This is a genomic window from Kitasatospora sp. NPDC054939, assembly GCF_053610105.1.
Genome location: NZ_JBSGXP010000001.1, coordinates 75,075 through 94,360 on the forward strand (window position 1 = coordinate 75,075; position 19,286 = coordinate 94,360).

Consider the following 19,286-nt stretch of genomic DNA (forward strand, 5'->3'; position numbering starts at 1 on the left):
CACCGGCTGCCCCGTTCGTACCGGACGCACCCGCCCCGGGGTTGGCCGGATCTCGACGACAGGTGTGAAAAACCGGATGAGAAATGTCGGGTGTCCGACCTACCCTCACCGCGATGGCCGAGAACCGAGACACCAGCCCGCCCCCACCCGCCCGCCGGTCGACGGTCCGGTCCCTGCTGCGGCTGTGGCCGTACGTCCGGCCGATCCGCTGGCGGCTCGCGGCCTCGGTGGCCGCGGCCTCCGTCGCCATGCTCAGCGTGCTGGGCGTCCCCCTGGTTCTCGGCCGGATCGTCGACGGCCCGCTCGCCGACCGCGACCTGTCCGGGCTCTGGGGCCCGGCCGCCGTACTGCTCCTGCTCGGCCTGGTCGAGGCGGCGCTGTTCTACACCCGCCGGGTGGTCCTGGCCCGCCCGCTGGCCACCGTCGAGACGGCGATGCGCGGCGACCTCTTCGCCAAGCTGCAGCGGCTGCCGGTGTCCTTCCACGACCGCTGGGGCTCCGGGCAGCTGCTCTCCCGGGCGACCTCCGACATGTTCACCATGCGGCTGTTCCTGACCTTCCCGCTGGTGTTCCTGATCGTGAACTCGGTCATGTTCCTCGCCGGGACGATCATGATGTTCACCCAGGACTGGCGGCTCGCGCTGATCGTCCTGCTGCCCGCCGTCCCGCTGCTGGTGCTCACCCGCCGCTTCGAGGCCGGCTTCTCCGAACGCGCCCGGCAGGCCCAGGACCAGACCGGTGACCTCGCCACCGTGATCGAGGAGTCCATCCTCGGCATCCGCATCCTCAAGGCCTTCGGCCGCCACCGCTCGATGGCCGAGCGCTTCCGCGACCAGTCCCGCGACCTGCGCCGCACCGAACTGCGCAAGGCCGGACTGCTCGCCAACCTGTGGGCGGTCATCGTCGGTCTGCCCGAGGTCGCCCTCGGCTGCGCCCTGGCGGCCGGCGCCTGGCTGGTCGCGCACGACGGGATGAGCACCGGCACCCTGGTCGCCTTCCTCTCCACCGCGCTCGCCCTGCGCTGGCCGGTCGAGTCGCTCGGCTGGCTGCTCGCCTACGCCAACGAGGCCGCCACCGCCACCGACCGCTTCTTCGAGATCATGGACGAGCCCGAGCCCGCTCCGGAGACCGGGACCGACCCGGAGACCGGGCGCGAGACCGCCGCCGCGAGGCCCGCCGGCCCGACCGGCAAGCCCGGCGACGGGCTGCGGCTCACCGGCGTCCGGTTCCGCTACCCCGACGCGCCGCCCGACTCGCCCGACCTGCTGCGCGGCATCGACCTGCACATCCGCAGCGGCGAGACGATGGCCCTGGTCGGCACCACCGGCAGCGGCAAGACCACGCTCACCGCCCTGCTCCCCCGGCTCTACGAGGCCACCGCCGGCACCATCACGCTGGACGGCCGGGACATCCGCGAGCTGCCCCGCGCCGAGCTGCGCAGCCTGGTCGCCATCGCCTTCGAGGAGCCCACCCTGTTCTCCGCCACCGTGCGGGAGAACGTCCTGATGGGCGCGCCCGGCGCGGGGCCCGAGCAGCTGCGGCGCGCCCTGGACACCGCCCAGGCCGGCTTCGTCGAGAAGCTGCCGGAGGGCGTCGGGACCGAGGTCGGCGAGCAGGGCCTCAGCCTCTCCGGCGGCCAGCGCCAGCGGCTCGCGCTGGCCCGCGCGGTGGTCGGCGAGCCCGCCTTCCTCGTCCTCGACGACCCGCTGTCGGCGCTGGACGTGCACACCGAGGCCCAGGTCGAGCAGGCGCTGCGCCAGGTGCTCGGCTCCACCACCGCCCTGGTCGTCGCCCACCGGCCGTCCACCGTGCTGCTCGCCGACCGGGTCGCGGTGCTCGCCGACGGCCGGATCGAGGCCGTCGGCACCCACCAGGAGCTGCTGCACGGCTCCGCCCGCTACCGCCAACTCATGTCGGGCGAGGACGCCCTCGTACCGGAGGGGAGCTCCGCCCGATGACCACCACCGCCGATCCCGCCCTGGGTGGCGCCGCCGCCGACCCGGACTCCGCCGACGACGCACTGCGCGAACGCACCGGCCCCGCCGGCAGCGGCGCCACCGTCGGCGGCGGGGCCCCCGCTGCCCTCGCCGCCCCCGCCGAGGGCGAACCGCCGGCGCCCCCGTCGGACGACGAGGACATCCCCGTCCCGCCCGGCGCACCCCGCGCCCTGCTGGGCTCGCTGCTCGGCCCGCACCGCGCCCGGATCGTGGTCGCCATGCTGGTGATCCTGGTCCAGCAGGCCGCCCAGCAGTCCGGACCGCTGCTGGTCGCGATCGCCATCGACCGCGGCATCCCGGCGCTGCGCGCGCACGACGCGGGCCCGCTGATCGCGGTCGTCGTCGCGTACCTGTCCTTCGCGGTGCTGAGCACCGTGCTGCAGTGGACGTTCATCAAGATCAGCGCCCGGATCAACCAGGACATCCTGCTGGAGCTGCGCGGGCGGATCTTCCGGCACGCCCAGCGGCTCAGCCTGGACTTCCACGAGCGCTACACCTCCGGCCGGATCATCTCCCGCGCCACCAGCGACGTGGACGCGCTGCGCGAACTGCTGTCCGAGGGCCTGCAGGAGCTGCTGACGGTCTTCCTGTCGGTCTTCTACATCTCGGTGCTGCTGCTGGTGATGGACTGGCGGCTCGGCCTGGTCTCGCTGGCGTCCTTCCTCCCGCTGTACCTGATCGCCCGGTCGTTCCGGCGCCGCTCGCGCGAGGTGTACCGGCGCTCGCGGACCGCCGCCGCCTCGCTCATCGTCCGCTTCACCGAGACCATGAACGGCATCCGCCCGGTGCAGGCGTTCCGCCGCGAGCGGGCCAACGACGCCGCCTTCGGGGTGGTCAACCGGCAGTCGTCCGCCGCGATGGCCGACGGCCTGCTGGAGATCGCCCGCTTCGTCGGCCTCTCCCGCGCCACCGCCAACGTCTGGCTGACCGGGGTGGTGCTGCTCGGCGCCTACCTGGTCACCAAGGACGCCCTGGCGCTCGGGGTGCTCACCGGCTTCGTGCTCTACCTGCGCCGCCTGTTCGATCCGCTGGACCAGCTGGCGATGTTCCTCAACAGCTACCAGTCGGCCGCCGCGGCACTGGAGAAGATCGCCGGCCTGCTCGCCCACGAGCCCAGCGTGGCCGAGCCGGACGCCCCCGCGGCACTGCCGGCCTCGCCCGTCAAGGGCCGCGAGGTGCGCTTCGAGAAGGCCAGGTTCGCCTACCGCACCGGCAAGGAGGTGCTGCCGCCGCTCGACCTGGAGCTGCCCGCCGGGCAGACGGTGGCGGTGGTCGGCGCGACCGGCGCCGGGAAGTCCACCGTCGCCAAGCTGCTGGCCCGCTTCTACGACCCGACCGACGGCCGGATCACCCTGGACGGCGTCGACCTGCGCGAGCTGGCCACCCCCGAGCTGCGGCGCGGGGTGGTGATGGTGACCCAGGAGTCCTTCCTGTTCTCCGGGACGGTCGCCGAGAACATCGCCATCGGCCGCCCCGGCGCGAGCCGCGCGGAGGTCGAGCGGGCCGCCCGGGACATCGGCGCGCACGAGTTCATCGCGGCGCTGCCGGACGGGTACGACACCGACGTGCGCAAGCGCGGCGGCCGGATCTCGGCCGGCCAGCGCCAGCTGGTCGCCTTCGCCCGGGCGCTGCTGGCCGACCCGGCGGTGCTGATCCTCGACGAGGCGACCAGCTCGCTGGACGTCCCCGGCGAACAGGCCGTCCAGCGGGCCATGCGCACCGTCCTGGCCGGGCGCACCGCGGTGATCATCGCCCACCGGCTCTCCACCGTGGAGATCGCCGACCGGGTCCTGGTGATGGACCACGGCCGGATCGTCGAGGACGGCAGCCCCGCCGAGCTGATCGCGGGCACCGGCCGGTTCGCCGAACTGCACCGGACCTGGCGGGAGAGCCTGGTCTGACGGCCGGTGATCCGGGGGGAGGCGTGTGCGGACCTCCCCCCGGAGGCCCGGGGCCCCTCGGACGGGCCCCGGCCGGCCCGGGCGCCCCGAGCGCTCAGCGCAGCAGCCCGGCGTCCATCCCCACCGACTCGGCCGGCAGCGCGACCAGCCCCAGCTCGGCCGGGGAGGCGAGCAGCGGATGCGCGGGCAGCACCCGGACGGTGTAGCCGAACGGGCCGGTCCGGCAGAGCTCCAGCGAGCCCTCGTAGCGGCTGCGCCCGTCCAGGTCGGGCCCGCCGACCGGCTTGAGCGCGAGCACCGCGGCGTCCGAGATCCGGTCCGACTCGTCGACCTTCCCGGACACCACCTGCACCTCCACGTCGCCCGGCTCCAGGGCGCCGAGCGCGACCTGCACCCGCAGCGCCAGCGTGGAGCCCAGCTCCTGGGCCTCGTCCGGGCTCTCCGCCTCGACGTGCTCCACCCGGACGGAGGGCCAGCCCTCGCGCACCCGGGCCTTCCAGACCGCCAGCTCGCGCGCCCCGCCGTGCGGCGCCCCGCCCGGCAGCGGCTGGGCCAGCTCGCGCTGGGCGCGCGCCGCCGGGGCGTACAGCCGCTCGACGTACTCGCGGACCATCCGGCCGGCCAGCACCTTGGGGCCGAGGGTGACCAGGGTGTGCCGGACCATGGCGATCCAGCGGTGCGGCAGCCCGTCGCCGGCCCGGTCGTAGAAGCGGGCGGCCACCTGGTGCTCGATCAGGTCGTACAGCGCGGCGGCCTCGATGTCGTCGCGGCGGTCGGCCTCGGCGCTCTCCGGGTCGAGCACCCCGGGGCCGGAGCCGTCGGCGGTGGGGATCGCCCAGCCGTTCTGGCCGTCGTACCACTCCTCCCACCAGCCGTCGAGGACGGACAGGTTGAGGCAGCCGTTGAGCGCGGCCTTCATCCCGGAGGTGCCGCAGGCCTCCAGTGGGCGCAGCGGGTTGTTCAGCCAGACGTCGCAGCCCGGGTAGAGGTGCTGGGCCATCGCCATGTCGTAGTCCGGCAGGAAGACGATCCGGTGCCGGACGGCCGGGTCGTCGGCGAACGCGACCATCTGCTGGATGAGCCGCTTGCCGCCGTCGTCGGCCGGGTGGGCCTTGCCGGCGACCACGATCTGCACCGGGCGGGTGGGGTGCAGCAGCAGGGCGCGCAGCCGCTGCGGGTCGCGCAGCATCAGGGTGAGCCGCTTGTAGGACGGCACCCGGCGGGCGAAGCCGATGGTGAGCACGTCGGGGTCGAGCACGGAGTCGACCCAGCCGAGTTCGGCGTCGCCGGCGCCGCGCTGGCGCCAGGAGGTGCGCACCCGGCGGCGGGCCTCGTCGACGAGCTGGGCGCGCAGGGTGCGGCGCAGTTCCCAGATCTCCTTGCCGCCGATCCGCTCCAGGCCGGTCCAGCGCTTGGCCTCGCCGATGGTCATGGCCTCCTCGGCGCGCTCGGCGCCGAGTTCGGCGGCGCCGAGGCGGACGACGGCCGGGTCGATCCAGGTGGCGGCGTGGACGCCGTTGGTGACGGAGGTGATCGGGACCTCGGAGGCGTCGAAGCCCGGCCAGAGGCCGTTGAACATGGCCCGGCTGACCGCGCCGTGCAGGGTGGAGACGCCGTTGGCGCGCTGGGCGAGCCGCAGGCCCATGGCGGCCATGTTGAACAGCTTGGGGTCGCCACCGCGCCAGGTCTCGGCGCCGAGCGCGAGCACCTCGCCGACCGGGACGCCGGCCAGGGCGGCGTCCCCGGCGAAGTGCCGGGCGACCAGGTCGCGGTCGAAGCGGTCGATGCCGGCCGGGACGGGCGTGTGGGTGGTGAAGAGGGTGCCGGCCCGGACGGACTCCAGGGCGGCGGCGAAGTCCAGGCCGTCGCCGGCGGCGAGTTCGCGGATCCGCTCGACGCCGAGGAAGCCGGCGTGGCCCTCGTTGGTGTGGAAGACCTCGGGGTCGGGGTGGCCGGTGAGCCGGCAGTAGGTGCGCACGGCGCGGACGCCGCCGATGCCGAGCAGCATCTCCTGGAGCAGCCGGTGCTCGCTGCCGCCGCCGTAGAGGCGGTCGGTGACGTCGCGCTCGGCGGGCGAGTTGGCCTCGATGTCGGAGTCGAGGAGCAGCAGGGGGACGCGGCCGACCTGGGCCTTCCAGATGTGCGCGGCCAGGGTCCGTCCGGCGGGCAGGGCGAGGTCGACGCGGCAGGGGGTGCCGTCGTGCTCGCGGAGCAGGCTGACGGCGAGTTCGTCGGGGTCGAGCAGGGGGTAGCGCTCCTGCTGCCAGCCGTCCCGGCCGAGCGACTGGCGGAAGTAGCCGTGCCGGTAGAAGAGCCCGACGCCGATGATCGGGACGCCGAGGTCGCTGGCGGCCTTGAGGTGGTCGCCGGCGAGGATGCCGAGGCCGCCGGAGTACTGGGGCAGCGCGGCGGCGATGCCGTACTCGGGCGAGAAGTAGGCGACGGCGGCGGGCAGCGGGCCCGCGCCGGCCGGTGCGGCGCCCTGGTACCAGCGCGGGCCGGCCAGGTACTCGCGCAGGTCGTCGGCGAGGTCGCCGAGTCTGCGCAGGAACCGCCGGTCCCCCGCCAGCGCGGCGAGCCGGGCGGCCGGGACCTCCCCGAGCAGCCGCACCGGGTCCTCGCCGGTCGCGGCCCACACGTCCGGGTCCACGGACCGGAAGAGGTCCCTGGTCTCGGGGTGCCAGGACCAGCGCAGGTTGAGGGCCAGCTCGTGCAGCGGCTGGAGTTGTTCGGGCAGGACGGTGCGGACGGTGAATCTGCGGATTGCCTTCACGGCGTGAAGCGTAGACCGGGCGGGCGGCGCGATGGTGCGTCAAGTGGGCTATTGCGCCTCCGTTCGGCCTATTGATGAGATCGCATTCGGCGCATTGGGCTGCACGGGGGGCGCGCGAGGCGCACTTTATCGGGCTGCGCGCTCCACTTTTGTGAACTCTGCGGAACAGCTCGATTTCTGCCATTGGATCCACACGCGGCCGGCCCCGAAACTACTGTCGTACCGCTGCACAATCCCGAGCCTCGGTGCAACCATGGTCCGAGGTCGTTGATGCTGTGGGGTGTGCGGCGACGGGTGGCGCCCCCCGTGAAGCAGCACGTCCGAATCCTTTTCGCGTTGATCGACCGTCATCCTCCTTAGCCCATTCGGCGTCCGCTCCGGACCGGTGCGTGTCCTCGGGCTCGGCCTGCTCGTTCACGGGTGGGTTGGGTCGCCCGGGGGCACGCCCCGGGAGGCGTGCGCCGGGACGCGCGCGGGTTCCCGGGAGCCCCGGCGCAGTCTCGCCGGGCGTCGGGCAGGTTGCCGGGTACGGCGGCGTGGGCAGGCTCCGGTCGCGCGTCCTCCCCACCCAGCAGTCCTCCCGGTACTCCCCCCAGGCCCGGCCGGCCGGCGGGAGCTGCCGCCGATCTCGGGCAGGAGTTTGACATGCACGGCGACACGCGGGACCCCTCCACACCGTCGGCCGACAGCCTCGGCGCAGCGGTCGCGGAATCCGCCGGACGGATGGATTCTGACACTCGGACAGACGCGGCGATGCCGGCCCCCCGGTCCGCCGGGGCGAAGCATACGGAGCAGCCCGCAGCGGCCCGACAACCCGGGGCCGCGGAGCACGGGCCGGCGGCACCGGCCGGACGCACCACCACGCGCCGGACGACCGCCACCACCGCGTCCGCCCGGGCCGGCGCCGCCACCGCGGCGGGCGGCCCCGCCGACCGGACGGCCCCGGCCGCCACCGCCGCCCCGCGCGGCACCGCCCGCACGACCGCCGCCCCGCGCAAGACCGCCGCCCCGCGCAAAACAGCCGCCCGCAAGACCGCCGCCCGCAAGACGACAGAGAGCGACACCGTGATCGGCCGCATCCCCGTCCTGGACGTTCACCCGCTGGTGGACTCCGGCCGCCGCCCCGCCAAGGCCGTGGTCGGCGAGACCTTCACGGTCACCGCCACCGTGTTCCGCGAGGGGCACGACGCGGTGAACGCCAACGTCGTGCTGCGCGACCCGCGCGGGCGCAGCGGCCCGTGGACCCCGATGCGCGAACTCGCGCCCGGCACCGACCGCTGGGGCGCGCAGGTCACCCCGACCGCGCCCGGCCGCTGGTCGTACCTGGTGGAGGCGTGGAGCGACCCGGTCGCCACCTGGCGGAAGGTCGCCGCGGTGAAGCTGCCCGCGGGGATCGACACCGCGCTGGTGCTGGAGGAGGGCGCCCAGCTGCTGGAGCGCGCGGCCAACGGCGTGCCGAAGAAGGAGGGCCGGGCGCACGTGCTGGCCGCGGTGGACGCGCTGCGCGACACCGGTCTGCCGCCGCTGTCCCGGCTGGCCGCCGCGCTCGCCCCCGAGGTGCTGGACCTGCTGGCCCGCTACCCGCTGCGCGAGCTGGTCTCGGCCTCCCGCCCGCTGCCGCTCCAGGTGGACCGCGAACGGGCGCTGTACGGCTCCTGGTACGAGTTCTTCCCGCGCTCGGAGGGCGCGGTGGTCGATCCGGCGGGCGTCCAGCCGCCGGTGTCGGGCACCCTGCGGACGGCCGCCGAGCGGCTCCCCGCGGTGGCCGCGATGGGCTTCGACGTGGTGTACCTGCCGCCGGTCCACCCGATCGGGCGAGCCTTCCGCAAGGGTCCGGACAACACCCTGACGGCCGGTCCGCACGACGTCGGCTCGCCGTGGGCGATCGGCTCGCCGGAGGGCGGCCACGACGCCGTCCACCCGGACCTCGGCACGATCGAGGACTTCGACCACTTCGTCGCCGAGGCCGCCTCGCTGCACCTGGAGGTGGCGCTGGACTTCGCGCTGCAGTGCTCCCCCGACCACCCGTGGGTGAACAAGCACCCCGAGTGGTTCAGCCACCGCGCGGACGGCACGATCGCCTATGCCGAGAACCCGCCGAAGAAGTACCAGGACATCTATCCCGTCAACTTCGATCAGGATCTCGACGGAATCGTCAAGGAAACCATCAGGATCCTGCGGTTCTGGATGTCCCACGGGGTGCGGATCTTCCGGGTCGACAACCCGCACACCAAGCCCGTCGTGTTCTGGGAGAAGGTCCTCGCCGACATCGCCCGCACCGACCCCGACGTGGTCTTCCTGGCCGAGGCGTTCACCCGCCCCGCGATGATGCACACCCTCGGGAAGATCGGATTCCACCAGTCGTACACGTACTTCACCTGGCGCACCACCAAGCAGGAACTCACCGACTACCTCACCGAGCTCAGCGGTGACGCCGCCGCCTACATGCGGCCCAACTTCTTCGCCAACACGCCGGACATCCTGCACGCGTACCTCCAGGACGGCGGCCCCCGCGCCTTCGCGGTCCGCGCCGTCCTGGCCGCCACCCTCTCCCCCAGCTACGGCGTCTACGCCGGCTACGAGCTGTACGAGAACGAGCCGGCCCACCCGGGCTCGGAGGAGTACCTGCACTCGGAGAAGTACGAGCTGCGCCCGCGCGACTGGACCCGTACCGACACCCTCGCCCCGCTGCTGACCGTGCTGAACCGGCTCCGCCGGCGCCACCCCTCGCTCCAGCAGCTGCGCGGCCTCACCTTCCACCCCACCGACAACGACCAGGTACTCGCCTACTCCAAGACCGCCACCACGCCCGACGGCCTCACCGACCACGTGATCACCGTGGTGAACCTGGACCCGCACCACGTGCAGGAGGCCACCGTCACCCTCGACGGCGACGGGCCGTTCACGGTCCACGACGAGCTCACCGGCGCCGCCTACACCTGGGGCCGGCACAACTACGTCCGGCTCGATCCCTCAGCCGAGCCGGCTCACCTCCTCACGGTTCGGAGGAACCCAGCGTGACAGTCAACGAGCCCGTCCACGACACCTTCCCCGAGACCTCGAAGAAGAACCTGGACCCCGAGTGGTTCAAACGTGCGGTCTTCTACGAGGTGCTGGTGCGGTCCTTCCAGGACAGCAACGGCGACGGTGTCGGGGACCTCAAGGGGCTCACGTCCAAGCTCGACTACCTGCAGTGGCTCGGGGTCGACTGCCTCTGGCTGCCGCCGTTCTTCGCCTCGCCGCTGCGCGACGGCGGCTACGACGTGGCCGACTACAAGTCGGTGCTGCCGGAGTTCGGCGACCTCGCCGACTTCATGGAGTTCGTGGACGCCGCGCACGCCCGGGGCATGCGCGTGATCATCGACTTCGTCATGAACCACACCAGCGACCAGCACCCGTGGTTCCAGGCCTCCCGCGAGGACCCGGACGGCCCCTACGGCGACTTCTACATGTGGGCCGACGACGACAAGCAGTACCCCGACGCCCGGATCATCTTCGTCGACACCGAGACCTCGAACTGGACCTACGACCCGGTGCGCAAGCAGTACTACTGGCACCGGTTCTTCTCCCACCAGCCCGACCTCAACTACGACAACCCGCGGGTCCAGGACGAGATGGTCGCCGGGCTGCGGTTCTGGCTGGACCTCGGCATCGACGGCTTCCGGCTGGACGCGGTGCCGTACCTGTTCGCCCGCGAGGGCACCAACTGCGAGAACCTCCCGGAGACCCACGAGTTCCTCCAGCGGGTCCGCAAGGAGATCGACGCCGACTACCCGGACACCGTGCTGCTCGCCGAGGCCAACCAGTGGCCGGAGGACGTCGTCGACTACTTCGGCGACTTCGCCTCCGGCGGCGACGAGTGCCACATGGCGTTCCACTTCCCGGTGATGCCGCGCATCTTCATGGCCGTGCGCCGGGAGTCCCGCTACCCGGTCTCTGAGATCCTCGCCAAGACCCCGAAGATCCCGCACGGCTGCCAGTGGGGCATCTTCCTGCGCAACCACGACGAGCTGACCCTGGAGATGGTCACCGACGAGGAGCGCGACTACATGTACGCGGAGTACGCCAAGGACCCGCGGATGCGCGCCAACGTGGGCATCCGGCGCCGGCTCGCCCCGCTGCTGGAGAACGACCGCAACCAGATCGAGCTCTTCACCGCCCTGCTGCTCTCCCTGCCCGGCTCCCCCGTCCTCTACTACGGGGACGAGATCGGCATGGGCGACAACATCTGGCTCGGCGACCGGGACGGCGTCCGCACCCCCATGCAGTGGACCCCGGACCGCAACGCGGGTTTCTCCTCCGCCGACCCGGGCAGGCTCAGTCTGCCGCCCATCATGGACCCGGTGTACGGCTATCAGGTGACCAACGTCGAGGCGCAGCAGAGCAGTTCGAGTTCGCTGCTGCACTGGACGCGCCGCATGATCGAGATCCGCAAGCTCAACCCGGCGTTCGGCCTGGGCACCTACACCGAACTGCCCTCCAGCAACCCCGCGGTCCTGGCCTTCGTGCGCGAGTACGAGGGCGACCTGGTCATGTGCGTGAACAACTTCTCGCGGTTCGCGCAGCCGACCGAACTGGACCTGCGGCAGTACGGGGGCCGGTACCCGGTCGAGCTGATCGGCGGGGTGCGCTTCCCGTCGATCGGGGAGTGGCCGTACCTGCTCACCCTCGCCGGCCACGGCTTCTACTGGTTCCAGCTCCGCCGGCCTCCGCGGCTGAGCGGGACCAGGCGCTCGAAGTAACGATCCGCCAGAGGAACCGCCGGCCACCGCCGGCCCGGGCACCACCCGTACCTCCGGGGGCGCGCACACCCTCCCCGCGCCCTCGGAGGTCTCTGCACAACCGCTTGCCACCGCCGTACCGCCGCCGCACCGCGGGTACGGAGAACAGCCCAACGGCCACCCACACTATGGCGTGACACCTGAGCACCGCTCGCGTGCCGTCGCCGCCGCGCCGCCGAAATCCGGAAGACTGACGGACCCGGCCAGACCCGTCGGGCGTCCGCCCGCTTCCGGGGAAAGGGAGTCATGTCCGAAACCTCCCGTTCTCAAGCCCATGTGCACCGTGACGCCCCCACCGGCACCGCCGGACCGGTGGGCACCCGGGGCACCGGGGTCCGGAGAACCGCCCTGGGGGTCAGCGAACTCGTCCAGGCGGCCCTGCCGCTGATCGCCGAGTGGCTCCCGACCCAGCGCTGGTACGCCGGGAAGGGGCGCGCCATCACCGGCCTCACCCCCCTGGTCGGCACCCCGCTCCAGGTCGGCGACCCCTCCCTGCTCCACCTGCTGCTGCGCGTCGAGCACGCCGCCACCACCGGCGCCCCGCACGGCGACCTCTACCAACTGCTCCTGGGCACCCGCTCCGAACAGCCCGGCGGCATCGAGCCCGGCGCCGTCCTCGGCCGGCTCAGCCAGGGCCCGTACGACGGCGCGGTGCTCTACGACGCCGTGCACGACCCCGAGCTGATGGGGCGGCTGCTGGAGCACCTCGCCACCGGCGACCGCTTCGGCTCGCTCTCCTTCCGCCGCACCCCCGGCCCCGGGCTGCCCGCCAACCTGCCCGGCCGCGCCTCCACCGCCGAGCAGTCCAACAGCTCGGTCATCTACGGCACCTCCTTCATCCTCAAGCTGTTCCGCCGCATCCACCCCGGCACCAACCCCGACCTCGAACTCTCCCTCGCGCTCTCCCGGGCCGGCTCCACCCGCATCCCCCGGGTCGCCGCCTGGTTCGAGAGCCGCCTGGAGCGCGCCGAGCCCGCCACCCTCGGGCTGCTTCAGCGCTACCTGCCGGAGGCCGAGGACGGCTGGGAGCTCGCCCTCGACCAGGTCGGCCGGCTCAAGGGGGACCCGTCCCCCGGCAACTTCGCCATCGAGGCGCACCGGCTCGGCCGGGCCACCGCCGAGGTCCACCGGGTGCTGGCCCGCTCGATGCCGGTCGCCCGGCTCGACCGCACCCAGACCCGGCAGCTGGCCACCGCGATGGCCGACCGGCTGGACAGCGCGGTCGCCGCCGTTCCCGGGCTGCTGCGCTACCGCGCCGCGCTGCGCAGCGCCTTCCAGCAGCTCGCCGACGCCCACCCCGACGGCATGCCGGTCCAGCGCATCCACGGGGACCTGCACCTCGGCCAGGCCATGCGCACCCCGCACGGCTGGGTGCTGCTCGACTTCGAGGGCGAGCCCGCCAAGTCCGTCGCCGAGCGCCGCGAACCGCAGACCGCCCTGCGCGACGTCGCCGCGATGCTGCGCTCCTTCGACTACGCCGCCGCCCACCTGCTCGCCGGCGGCCCGCCCGACCCCGAACTCGCCCACCTCGCCGCGGCCTGGGCGCAGCGCAACCGCACCGCCTACTGCGCCGGCTACACCGCCGGCGGCGGTACCGACCCGGCCGCCTCGCCCGAACTGATGCGCGCGCTGGAGATCGACAAGGCCGTGTACGAGGTCGTGTACGAGGCCCGGCACCGGCCGAGCTGGCTGCCGATCCCGCTCGCCGCGATCAACCGCCTCGCGCTCACCGTCTGACGCCCCGCGCCCGCCGCGCGCTCGCCGGCCCCGGCCCAGAGCGCCCCCGCCCCAGCCAGCCCGACGGACAGCCCATCCCCCAGGAGGACCCCGCCGTGACCCCGCTCGATCCGCCCGGCCGCACCACCCGCAGTGTGCCCGCCACCTTCCTGGCGGGCACGGACTCCCGTGGGCGCGAGCCCGGGGGGGCCCGGCGGGCCGGGTCGCGACCGCCCGCGACCGCCGCACGGCCCGCCGCCGCACCGGCCGCGCCCGCCGCGCCCGGTGCCGCCGAACCGGCCGCCGCCCCCGCGGCGCCGGAACCCGTGCCGACCGGCCTGCTGCGGCTGCCCGAGGCGCCGCTGCCGCCCGCCGAGGTCGACCGGCTGGTCTCCGGGCAGCACCACGACCCGCACGCCCTGCTCGGCGCGCACCCCGTCAACGGCGGCACCGCGATCCGGGTGCTGCGCCCGTTCGCCGAGCGGGTCGTCGTGGAGACCGCGCACGGCCCCGCCGAACTCACCCACCAGCAGGGCGGCCTCTTCACCGGTCTGCTGGCCGGCCGCGAGGCGCCCGACTACCGGCTGCTGGTCAGCTACCCGGGCGGCGAGCCGATCGCCCAGCACGACGGCTACCGAACCGCGCCCACCCTCGGCGACCTCGACCTGCACCTGATCTCCGAGGGCCGCCACGAGCAGCTCTGGCGGGCGCTCGGCTCGCACGTGCGCACCGTCGACGGCGTCGCCGGCACCGCCTTCGCCGTCTGGGCCCCCAACGCCGTCGGGGTCCGGCTGATCGGCGACTTCAACCACTGGGACGGCACCGGCCACCCCATGCGCTCGCTGGGCTCCTCGGGCGTCTGGGAGCTGTTCGTCCCCGGCCTCGCCGAGGGCACCCACTACAAGTACGAGATCCACACCCGGCAGGGCTGGGTGCTCGACAAGGCCGACCCGCTCGCCCGCGCCACCCAGTGCCCGCCCGGCACCGCCTCCGTGGTCACCTCGTCCGCGTACGCGTGGGAGGACGACGCGTGGATGGCCCGGCGCGCCCGCAGCGCCCCGCACCACCGGGCCCCGATGTCGGTGTACGAGCTGCACCTGCCCTCCTGGCGGCCCGACCTCACCTCGTACCGGGAGATCGCCGAGGTCCTGCCGGGCTACCTGGCGGAGCTGAACTTCACCCACGTGGAGTTCATGCCGGTCATGGAGCACCCCTTCGGCGGCTCCTGGGGCTACCAGGTCTCCGGCTTCTACGCGCCCACCGCCCGGCTCGGCACGCCCGACGACTTCCGGTACCTCGTCGACACCCTGCACCGGCACGGCATCGGCGTGATCGTCGACTGGGTGCCCGCGCACTTCCCCAAGGACGGCTTCGCGCTCGCCCGCTTCGACGGCGAGCCGCTGTACGAGCCGGCCGACCCGCTGCGCGCCGAGCACCCCGACTGGGGCACCCTGGAGTTCGACTACGGCCGCACCGAGGTCCGCAACTTCCTGGTCGCCAACGCGGTGTACTGGTGCGAGGAGTTCCACATCGACGGCCTGCGGGTCGACGCGGTCGCCTCGATGCTCTACCTCGACTACTCCCGCGAGGGCGGCGCCTGGACGCCCAACCGGTTCGGCGGCCGGGAGAACCTCGACGCGGCCGCCTTCCTCCAGGAGATGAACGCCACGGTCTACCGCCGCTGCCCCGGGGTGGTCACGATCGCCGAGGAGTCCACCGCCTGGGACGGCGTCACCCGGCCCACCGACAGCGGCGGCCTCGGCTTCGGCCTCAAGTGGAACATGGGCTGGATGCACGACTCGCTGGTCTACATGTCCAAGGAGCCGGTGCACCGCAAGTACCACCACAACGAGATCACCTTCTCGATGGTGTACGCCTACTCCGAGAACTACGTCCTGCCGATCTCGCACGACGAGGTCGTCCACGGCAAGCAGGCCCTGGTCTCCAAGATGCCCGGCGACTGGTGGCAGCAGCGCGCCAACCACCGCGCCTACCTCGGCTTCATGTGGTCCCACCCCGGTAAGCAACTGCTCTTCATGGGACAGGAGTTCGCCCAGGGCGCGGAGTGGGACCACGAGCACGGCCCGCAGTGGTGGGTGCTCGACGAGCAGTGGCCGGCCCACGCCGACCACCGCGGGGCGCGCCGCCTCGTCCGCGACCTCAACCGGCGCTACCTCGACACCCCCGCGCTGTGGGAGCAGGACAGCACCCCGGACGGCTTCCGCTGGCTCGACGGCGGCGCCGCCGAGGACAACCTGCTCTCCTTCGTCCGGTACGCCGCCGACGGCACCCCGCTGGTCGCCGTCTGCAACTTCTCCCCCGTCGTCCGCCACGGCCACCGCGTCGGCCTGCCCGCCCTGCCCGGCCGCGACCAGCTGTGGGAGGAGGCCCTCAACACCGACGCCGAGGAGTACGGCGGCAGCGGCATCGGCAACTCGCACCCGGTGAAGGCCGAGCCGGTCGCGTGGGACGGCCAGCCGCGCAGCGCCGAACTCGTCCTGCCCCCGCTCGCCACCCTCTGGCTCCGCCCCGCCTGACCGGAACCGCACCACCACCACCGCGGGACCTCTGCGGCCCGGGCGCCGATACCGGCGCCCGGGCCCCGGCGTCTCCCGGGGCGGCCCGGGGCGACCCGGGCGGGGCGGGGCCGGGGGCCTGGGCGGTCACAAGCGGACAGTCCAGGTCCGAATGTATGGTCGAGATGACCATCTGCTGAGATGACTGGACGGAGAGATCCGCGTGGCGCGCAGTGTGTACGTGACCGGGATCGACCGGGGGGACGGGCGGCAGGCCGTCGAACTCGGGGTCATGGAGCTGCTGACCCGCCAGGTGGACCGGGTCGGGGTGTTCCGGCCCCTGGTGCACGCGGACGCCCCCGGCGAGGCCGGCTCCGACCACGTCGTGGAGCTGCTGCGCAACCGGTACCGGCTCGACCTGCCGACCGACGAGATGTACGGGCTCAGCTACGAGGAGGCCGCCGCACTGCAGGCCGCCCAGGGGCAGGACGAGCTGGTCTCCGCCCTGGTCGACCGCTTCCGCCGGCTGGAGCGCCGCTGCCAGGCCGTCCTGGTGCTCGGCACCGACTTCGCCGACACCAGCATCCCCGACGAACTGGCCTTCAACGCCCGGCTCGCCAACGAGTTCGGCGCCGTCGTACTGCCTGTGGTCGGCGGGCACGACGAGGACCCGCAGGCCGTCGTCGCCGAGGTCCGCAACGCCCACCGCGCGTACACCGACCTCGGCTGCACCGCCCTCGCCATGATCGCCAACCGGGTGGCCCCCGGCAGCAAGCAGCGCATCCAGCGCACCCTGACCGAGAAGCTGCCCGTCCCCGCGTACGTCATCCCCGAGGAGCCGGCGCTCGCCGCGCCCACCGTCGCCCAGTTGGTCGAGGCCACCGGCGCCGAGGTGCTGATCGGCGACGCGGCCGGGCTCGCCCGGGACGTCCGCGGCTTCGTCTTCGGCGGCGCCATGCTGCCCACCTTCCTCACCGCGCTGACCGAGGGCGCCCTGGTGGTCACCCCCGGGGACCGCGCCGACCTGGTGATCGGCGCCCTCGCCGCGCACGCCGCCGGATCCCCGCCGATCGCCGGGGTGCTGCTCACCCTCGGCCAGCACCCCGGCCCCAACGTCATGGCGCTCGCCGCCCGGCTCGCCCCCGGCACGCCCGTCGCGGTCGTCCCCGAGGGCAGCTGGCTCACCGCCGCCGCCCTCACCCACCTGGAGGGCAAGCTGACCGCGGCCAGCCCGCGGAAGGCCGAGATCGCCCTCGGCCTCTTCGAACTCCACGTCGACACCGTCGAGTTGACCAACCGCATCGAACTCAGCCGGTCCGGCCGGGTCACCCCGATGATGTTCGAGCACGAGCTGCTGGAGCGGGCCCGCGCCGCCCGCCGGCACGTCGTCCTGCCGGAGGGCACCGAGGAACGGGTGCTGCGCGCCGCCGAGATCCTGCTGCGCCGCAACATCTGCGACCTCACCCTGCTCGGCGAGGCCGAGGCCGTCCGCCGCCGGGCCGCCGGCCTGGGCATCACCCTGCCGCCAGCCGGCAGCCCGGACGGGGGCGAACCGGCCGCCGACCGCGCACGGCTGCGGATCGTCGACCCGGCCACCAGCCCGCTGCGCGAGCAGTTCGCCGAGCTGTACGCACAGCTGCGCGCCCACAAGGGCATGACCGTCGAGCGGGCCATGGACGTGGTCACCGACGTCAGCTACTTCGGCACCCTGATGGTGCAGGAGGGCATCGCCGACGGCATGGTCTCCGGCGCCGTGCACTCCACCGCCGCCACCATCCGCCCCGCCTTCGAGGTGATCAAGACCTCGCCGGGCGCCGCGATCGTCTCCTCGGTCTTCTTCATGTGCCTGGCCGACCGGGTGCTGGTCTACGGCGACTGCGCGGTCAACCCCGACCCGGACGCCCAGCAGCTGGCCGACATCGCCATCCAGGCCGCCGCCACCGCCGCCCAGTTCGGCGTCGAGCCGCGGGTCGCCATGCTGTCGTACTCCACCGGCACCTCCGGCTCCGGCGCGGACGTCGACAAGGTCCGCAAGGCCACCGAGCTGGTGCGCGAGCTGCGCCCGGACATCCTGGTGGAGGGCCCCATCCAGTACGACGCCGCGGTGGACGCCCGGGTCGCGGCCACCAAGCTGCCCGGCTCGCCGGTCGCCGGCCGGGCCACCGTGCTGGTCTTCCCGGACCTCAACACCGGCAACAACACCTACAAGGCGGTCCAGCGCTCGGCCGGCGCGGTCGCGGTCGGGCCGGTGCTCCAGGGCCTGCGCAAGCCGGTCAACGACCTGTCGCGCGGAGCGCTGGTGCAGGACATCGTCAACACCGTCGCGATCACCGCGATCCAGTCCCAGGAGCGCCTCGGCCATGAGTGAAGGTACCCGCGTCCTCGTCCTCAACGCCGGCTCCTCGTCGGTGAAGTACCAGCTGATCGAGATGCTGGACGGCTCCCGACTGGCCTCCGGACTGGTCGAGCGGATCGGCGAGGCCAACGGCCGGCTGCTGCACACCCCGCGCACCGGGGAGCGGCGCGAGGCGCTGGAGGTCTTCCCCGACCACGGCGCCGCGCTGAAGGCCGTCGCCGGGGAGCTCGCCGCCGACGGCCTCGGCCTGGACTCCCCCGAGCTGGTCGCCGTCGGCCACCGGGTGGTGCACGGCGGGCAGCGGTTCACCGCGCCGACCGTCGTCACCGACGAGGTGCTCGCCGAGATCCGCCGGCTGATCCCGGTCGCCCCGCTGCACAACCCGGCGAACATCACCGGCATCGAGGTGGCCCGCGCCCTGCGCCCCGACCTGCCGCAGGTCGCCGTCTTCGACACCGCCTTCCACGCCACGATGCCCGAGCACGCGGCCCGGTACGCGATCGACAGGGCGGTCGCCGACGAGCACCGGGTGCGCCGCTACGGCTTCCACGGCACCTCGCACCAGTACGTCTCGCGGGCCACCGCCCGGCTGCTCGGCCGCGACCCGGCCGAGGTCAACGTGATCGTGCTGCACCTGGGCAACGGCGGCTCCGCCTCGGCGGTGGCCGGCGGCGTCTGCGTCGACACCTCGATGGGCCTCACCCCGCTGGAGGGCCTGGTCATGGGCACTCGTTCGGGTGACATCGACGCGGGCGCGGTCTTCCACCTGCACCGGGTCGGCGGCCTGTCGATCGACGAGATCGACGACCTGCTCAACCGCCGCAGCGGACTGCTGGGCCTGTGCGGGGACAACGACATGCGCGAGGTGCTGCGCCGCGCCGAGGAGGGCGACGCCGACGCCGCGCTGGCCTTCCGCACGTACGTCCACCGGCTGCGCAAGTACATCGGCGCGTACTGCGCGGTGCTCGGCCGGGTCGACGCGATCGCCTTCACCGCCGGGGTGGGCGAGAACGCCCCGCAGGTCCGCGAGGCGGCCACCGCCGGGCTGGGCGAGCTGGGCATCGCGGTCGACCCCGAGCTGAACTCGGTGCGCTCCGGTGCGGCCCGGGTCGTCTCCCCGCCCTACGCCCGGGTCGCGGTCGCCGTGGTGCCCACCGACGAGGAGCTGGAGATCGCCCAGCAGTCGTTCGCGCTGGTGCACCGCTTGTCCGCGGACTGACACGGTTTCGTCCCATCCCTCGGAATG

At 73.5% G+C, this 19,286-nt stretch carries 9 protein-coding genes; 8 read left to right on the forward strand and 1 reads right to left on the reverse strand.

All coding sequences use genetic code 11. The annotated features are described in order from the left end of the window. Window positions 1-113 precede the first annotated feature (113 nt). Window positions 114-1,958 (forward strand): ABC transporter ATP-binding protein, encoded by a 1,845-nt coding sequence (locus ACWGB8_RS00305; protein WP_452208680.1) that lies wholly within the window; start codon window positions 114-116, stop codon window positions 1,956-1,958. Further along, entirely contained in the window at window positions 1,955-3,898 is a 1,944-nt protein-coding gene (locus ACWGB8_RS00310; RefSeq protein WP_452208682.1) for an ABC transporter ATP-binding protein, read from the forward strand. The genes ACWGB8_RS00305 and ACWGB8_RS00310 overlap by 4 nt, the downstream gene beginning before the upstream one ends. Window positions 3,899-3,992: 94 nt before the next feature. Here the strand turns inward: ACWGB8_RS00310 and glgP are convergent, their stop codons facing one another. Then, window positions 3,993-6,671, reverse strand: a complete 2,679-nt coding sequence (glgP, locus tag ACWGB8_RS00315; RefSeq protein WP_452208684.1) for an alpha-glucan family phosphorylase — start codon at window positions 6,669-6,671, stop codon at window positions 3,993-3,995. A gap of 1,065 nt (window positions 6,672-7,736) precedes the next feature. On the opposite strand from glgP, the gene ACWGB8_RS00320 reads away from it, so the two are divergent. The 6 genes from ACWGB8_RS00320 to ACWGB8_RS00345 all read left to right on the forward strand — a co-directional run bounded on the left by ACWGB8_RS00320 (window position 7,737) and on the right by ACWGB8_RS00345 (window position 19,259). Continuing rightward, a complete protein-coding gene (locus tag ACWGB8_RS00320) occupies window positions 7,737-9,692 on the forward strand; it encodes an alpha-1,4-glucan--maltose-1-phosphate maltosyltransferase (protein ID WP_452208828.1) in 1,956 nt (651 codons plus the stop codon). Beyond that, window positions 9,689-11,413 carry a maltose alpha-D-glucosyltransferase gene (treS, locus tag ACWGB8_RS00325; RefSeq protein WP_452208685.1) on the forward strand — a complete coding sequence of 575 codons (1,725 nt, stop codon included), beginning with the start codon at window positions 9,689-9,691 and terminating at the stop codon, window positions 11,411-11,413. Before ACWGB8_RS00320 ends, treS begins: the two co-directional genes overlap by 4 nt. A 285-nt stretch (window positions 11,414-11,698) precedes the next feature. Then, entirely contained in the window at window positions 11,699-13,189 is a 1,491-nt protein-coding gene (locus ACWGB8_RS00330; protein WP_452208686.1) for a maltokinase N-terminal cap-like domain-containing protein, read from the forward strand. A 95-nt stretch (window positions 13,190-13,284) separates the two neighbouring features. After that, window positions 13,285-15,705 (forward strand): 1,4-alpha-glucan branching protein GlgB, encoded by a 2,421-nt coding sequence (gene glgB / locus ACWGB8_RS00335; protein ID WP_452208688.1) that lies wholly within the window; start codon window positions 13,285-13,287, stop codon window positions 15,703-15,705. Between the two features lie 202 nt (window positions 15,706-15,907). After that, window positions 15,908-18,052, forward strand: coding sequence for a phosphate acetyltransferase (pta, locus tag ACWGB8_RS00340; RefSeq protein WP_452208690.1), 2,145 nt, complete (start codon window positions 15,908-15,910; stop codon window positions 18,050-18,052). After that, complete coding sequence (locus ACWGB8_RS00345; RefSeq protein WP_452208691.1) at window positions 18,045-19,259, forward strand: acetate kinase; 1,215 nt, start codon at window positions 18,045-18,047, stop codon at window positions 19,257-19,259. Before pta ends, ACWGB8_RS00345 begins: the two co-directional genes overlap by 8 nt. Window positions 19,260-19,286 lie beyond the last annotated feature (27 nt).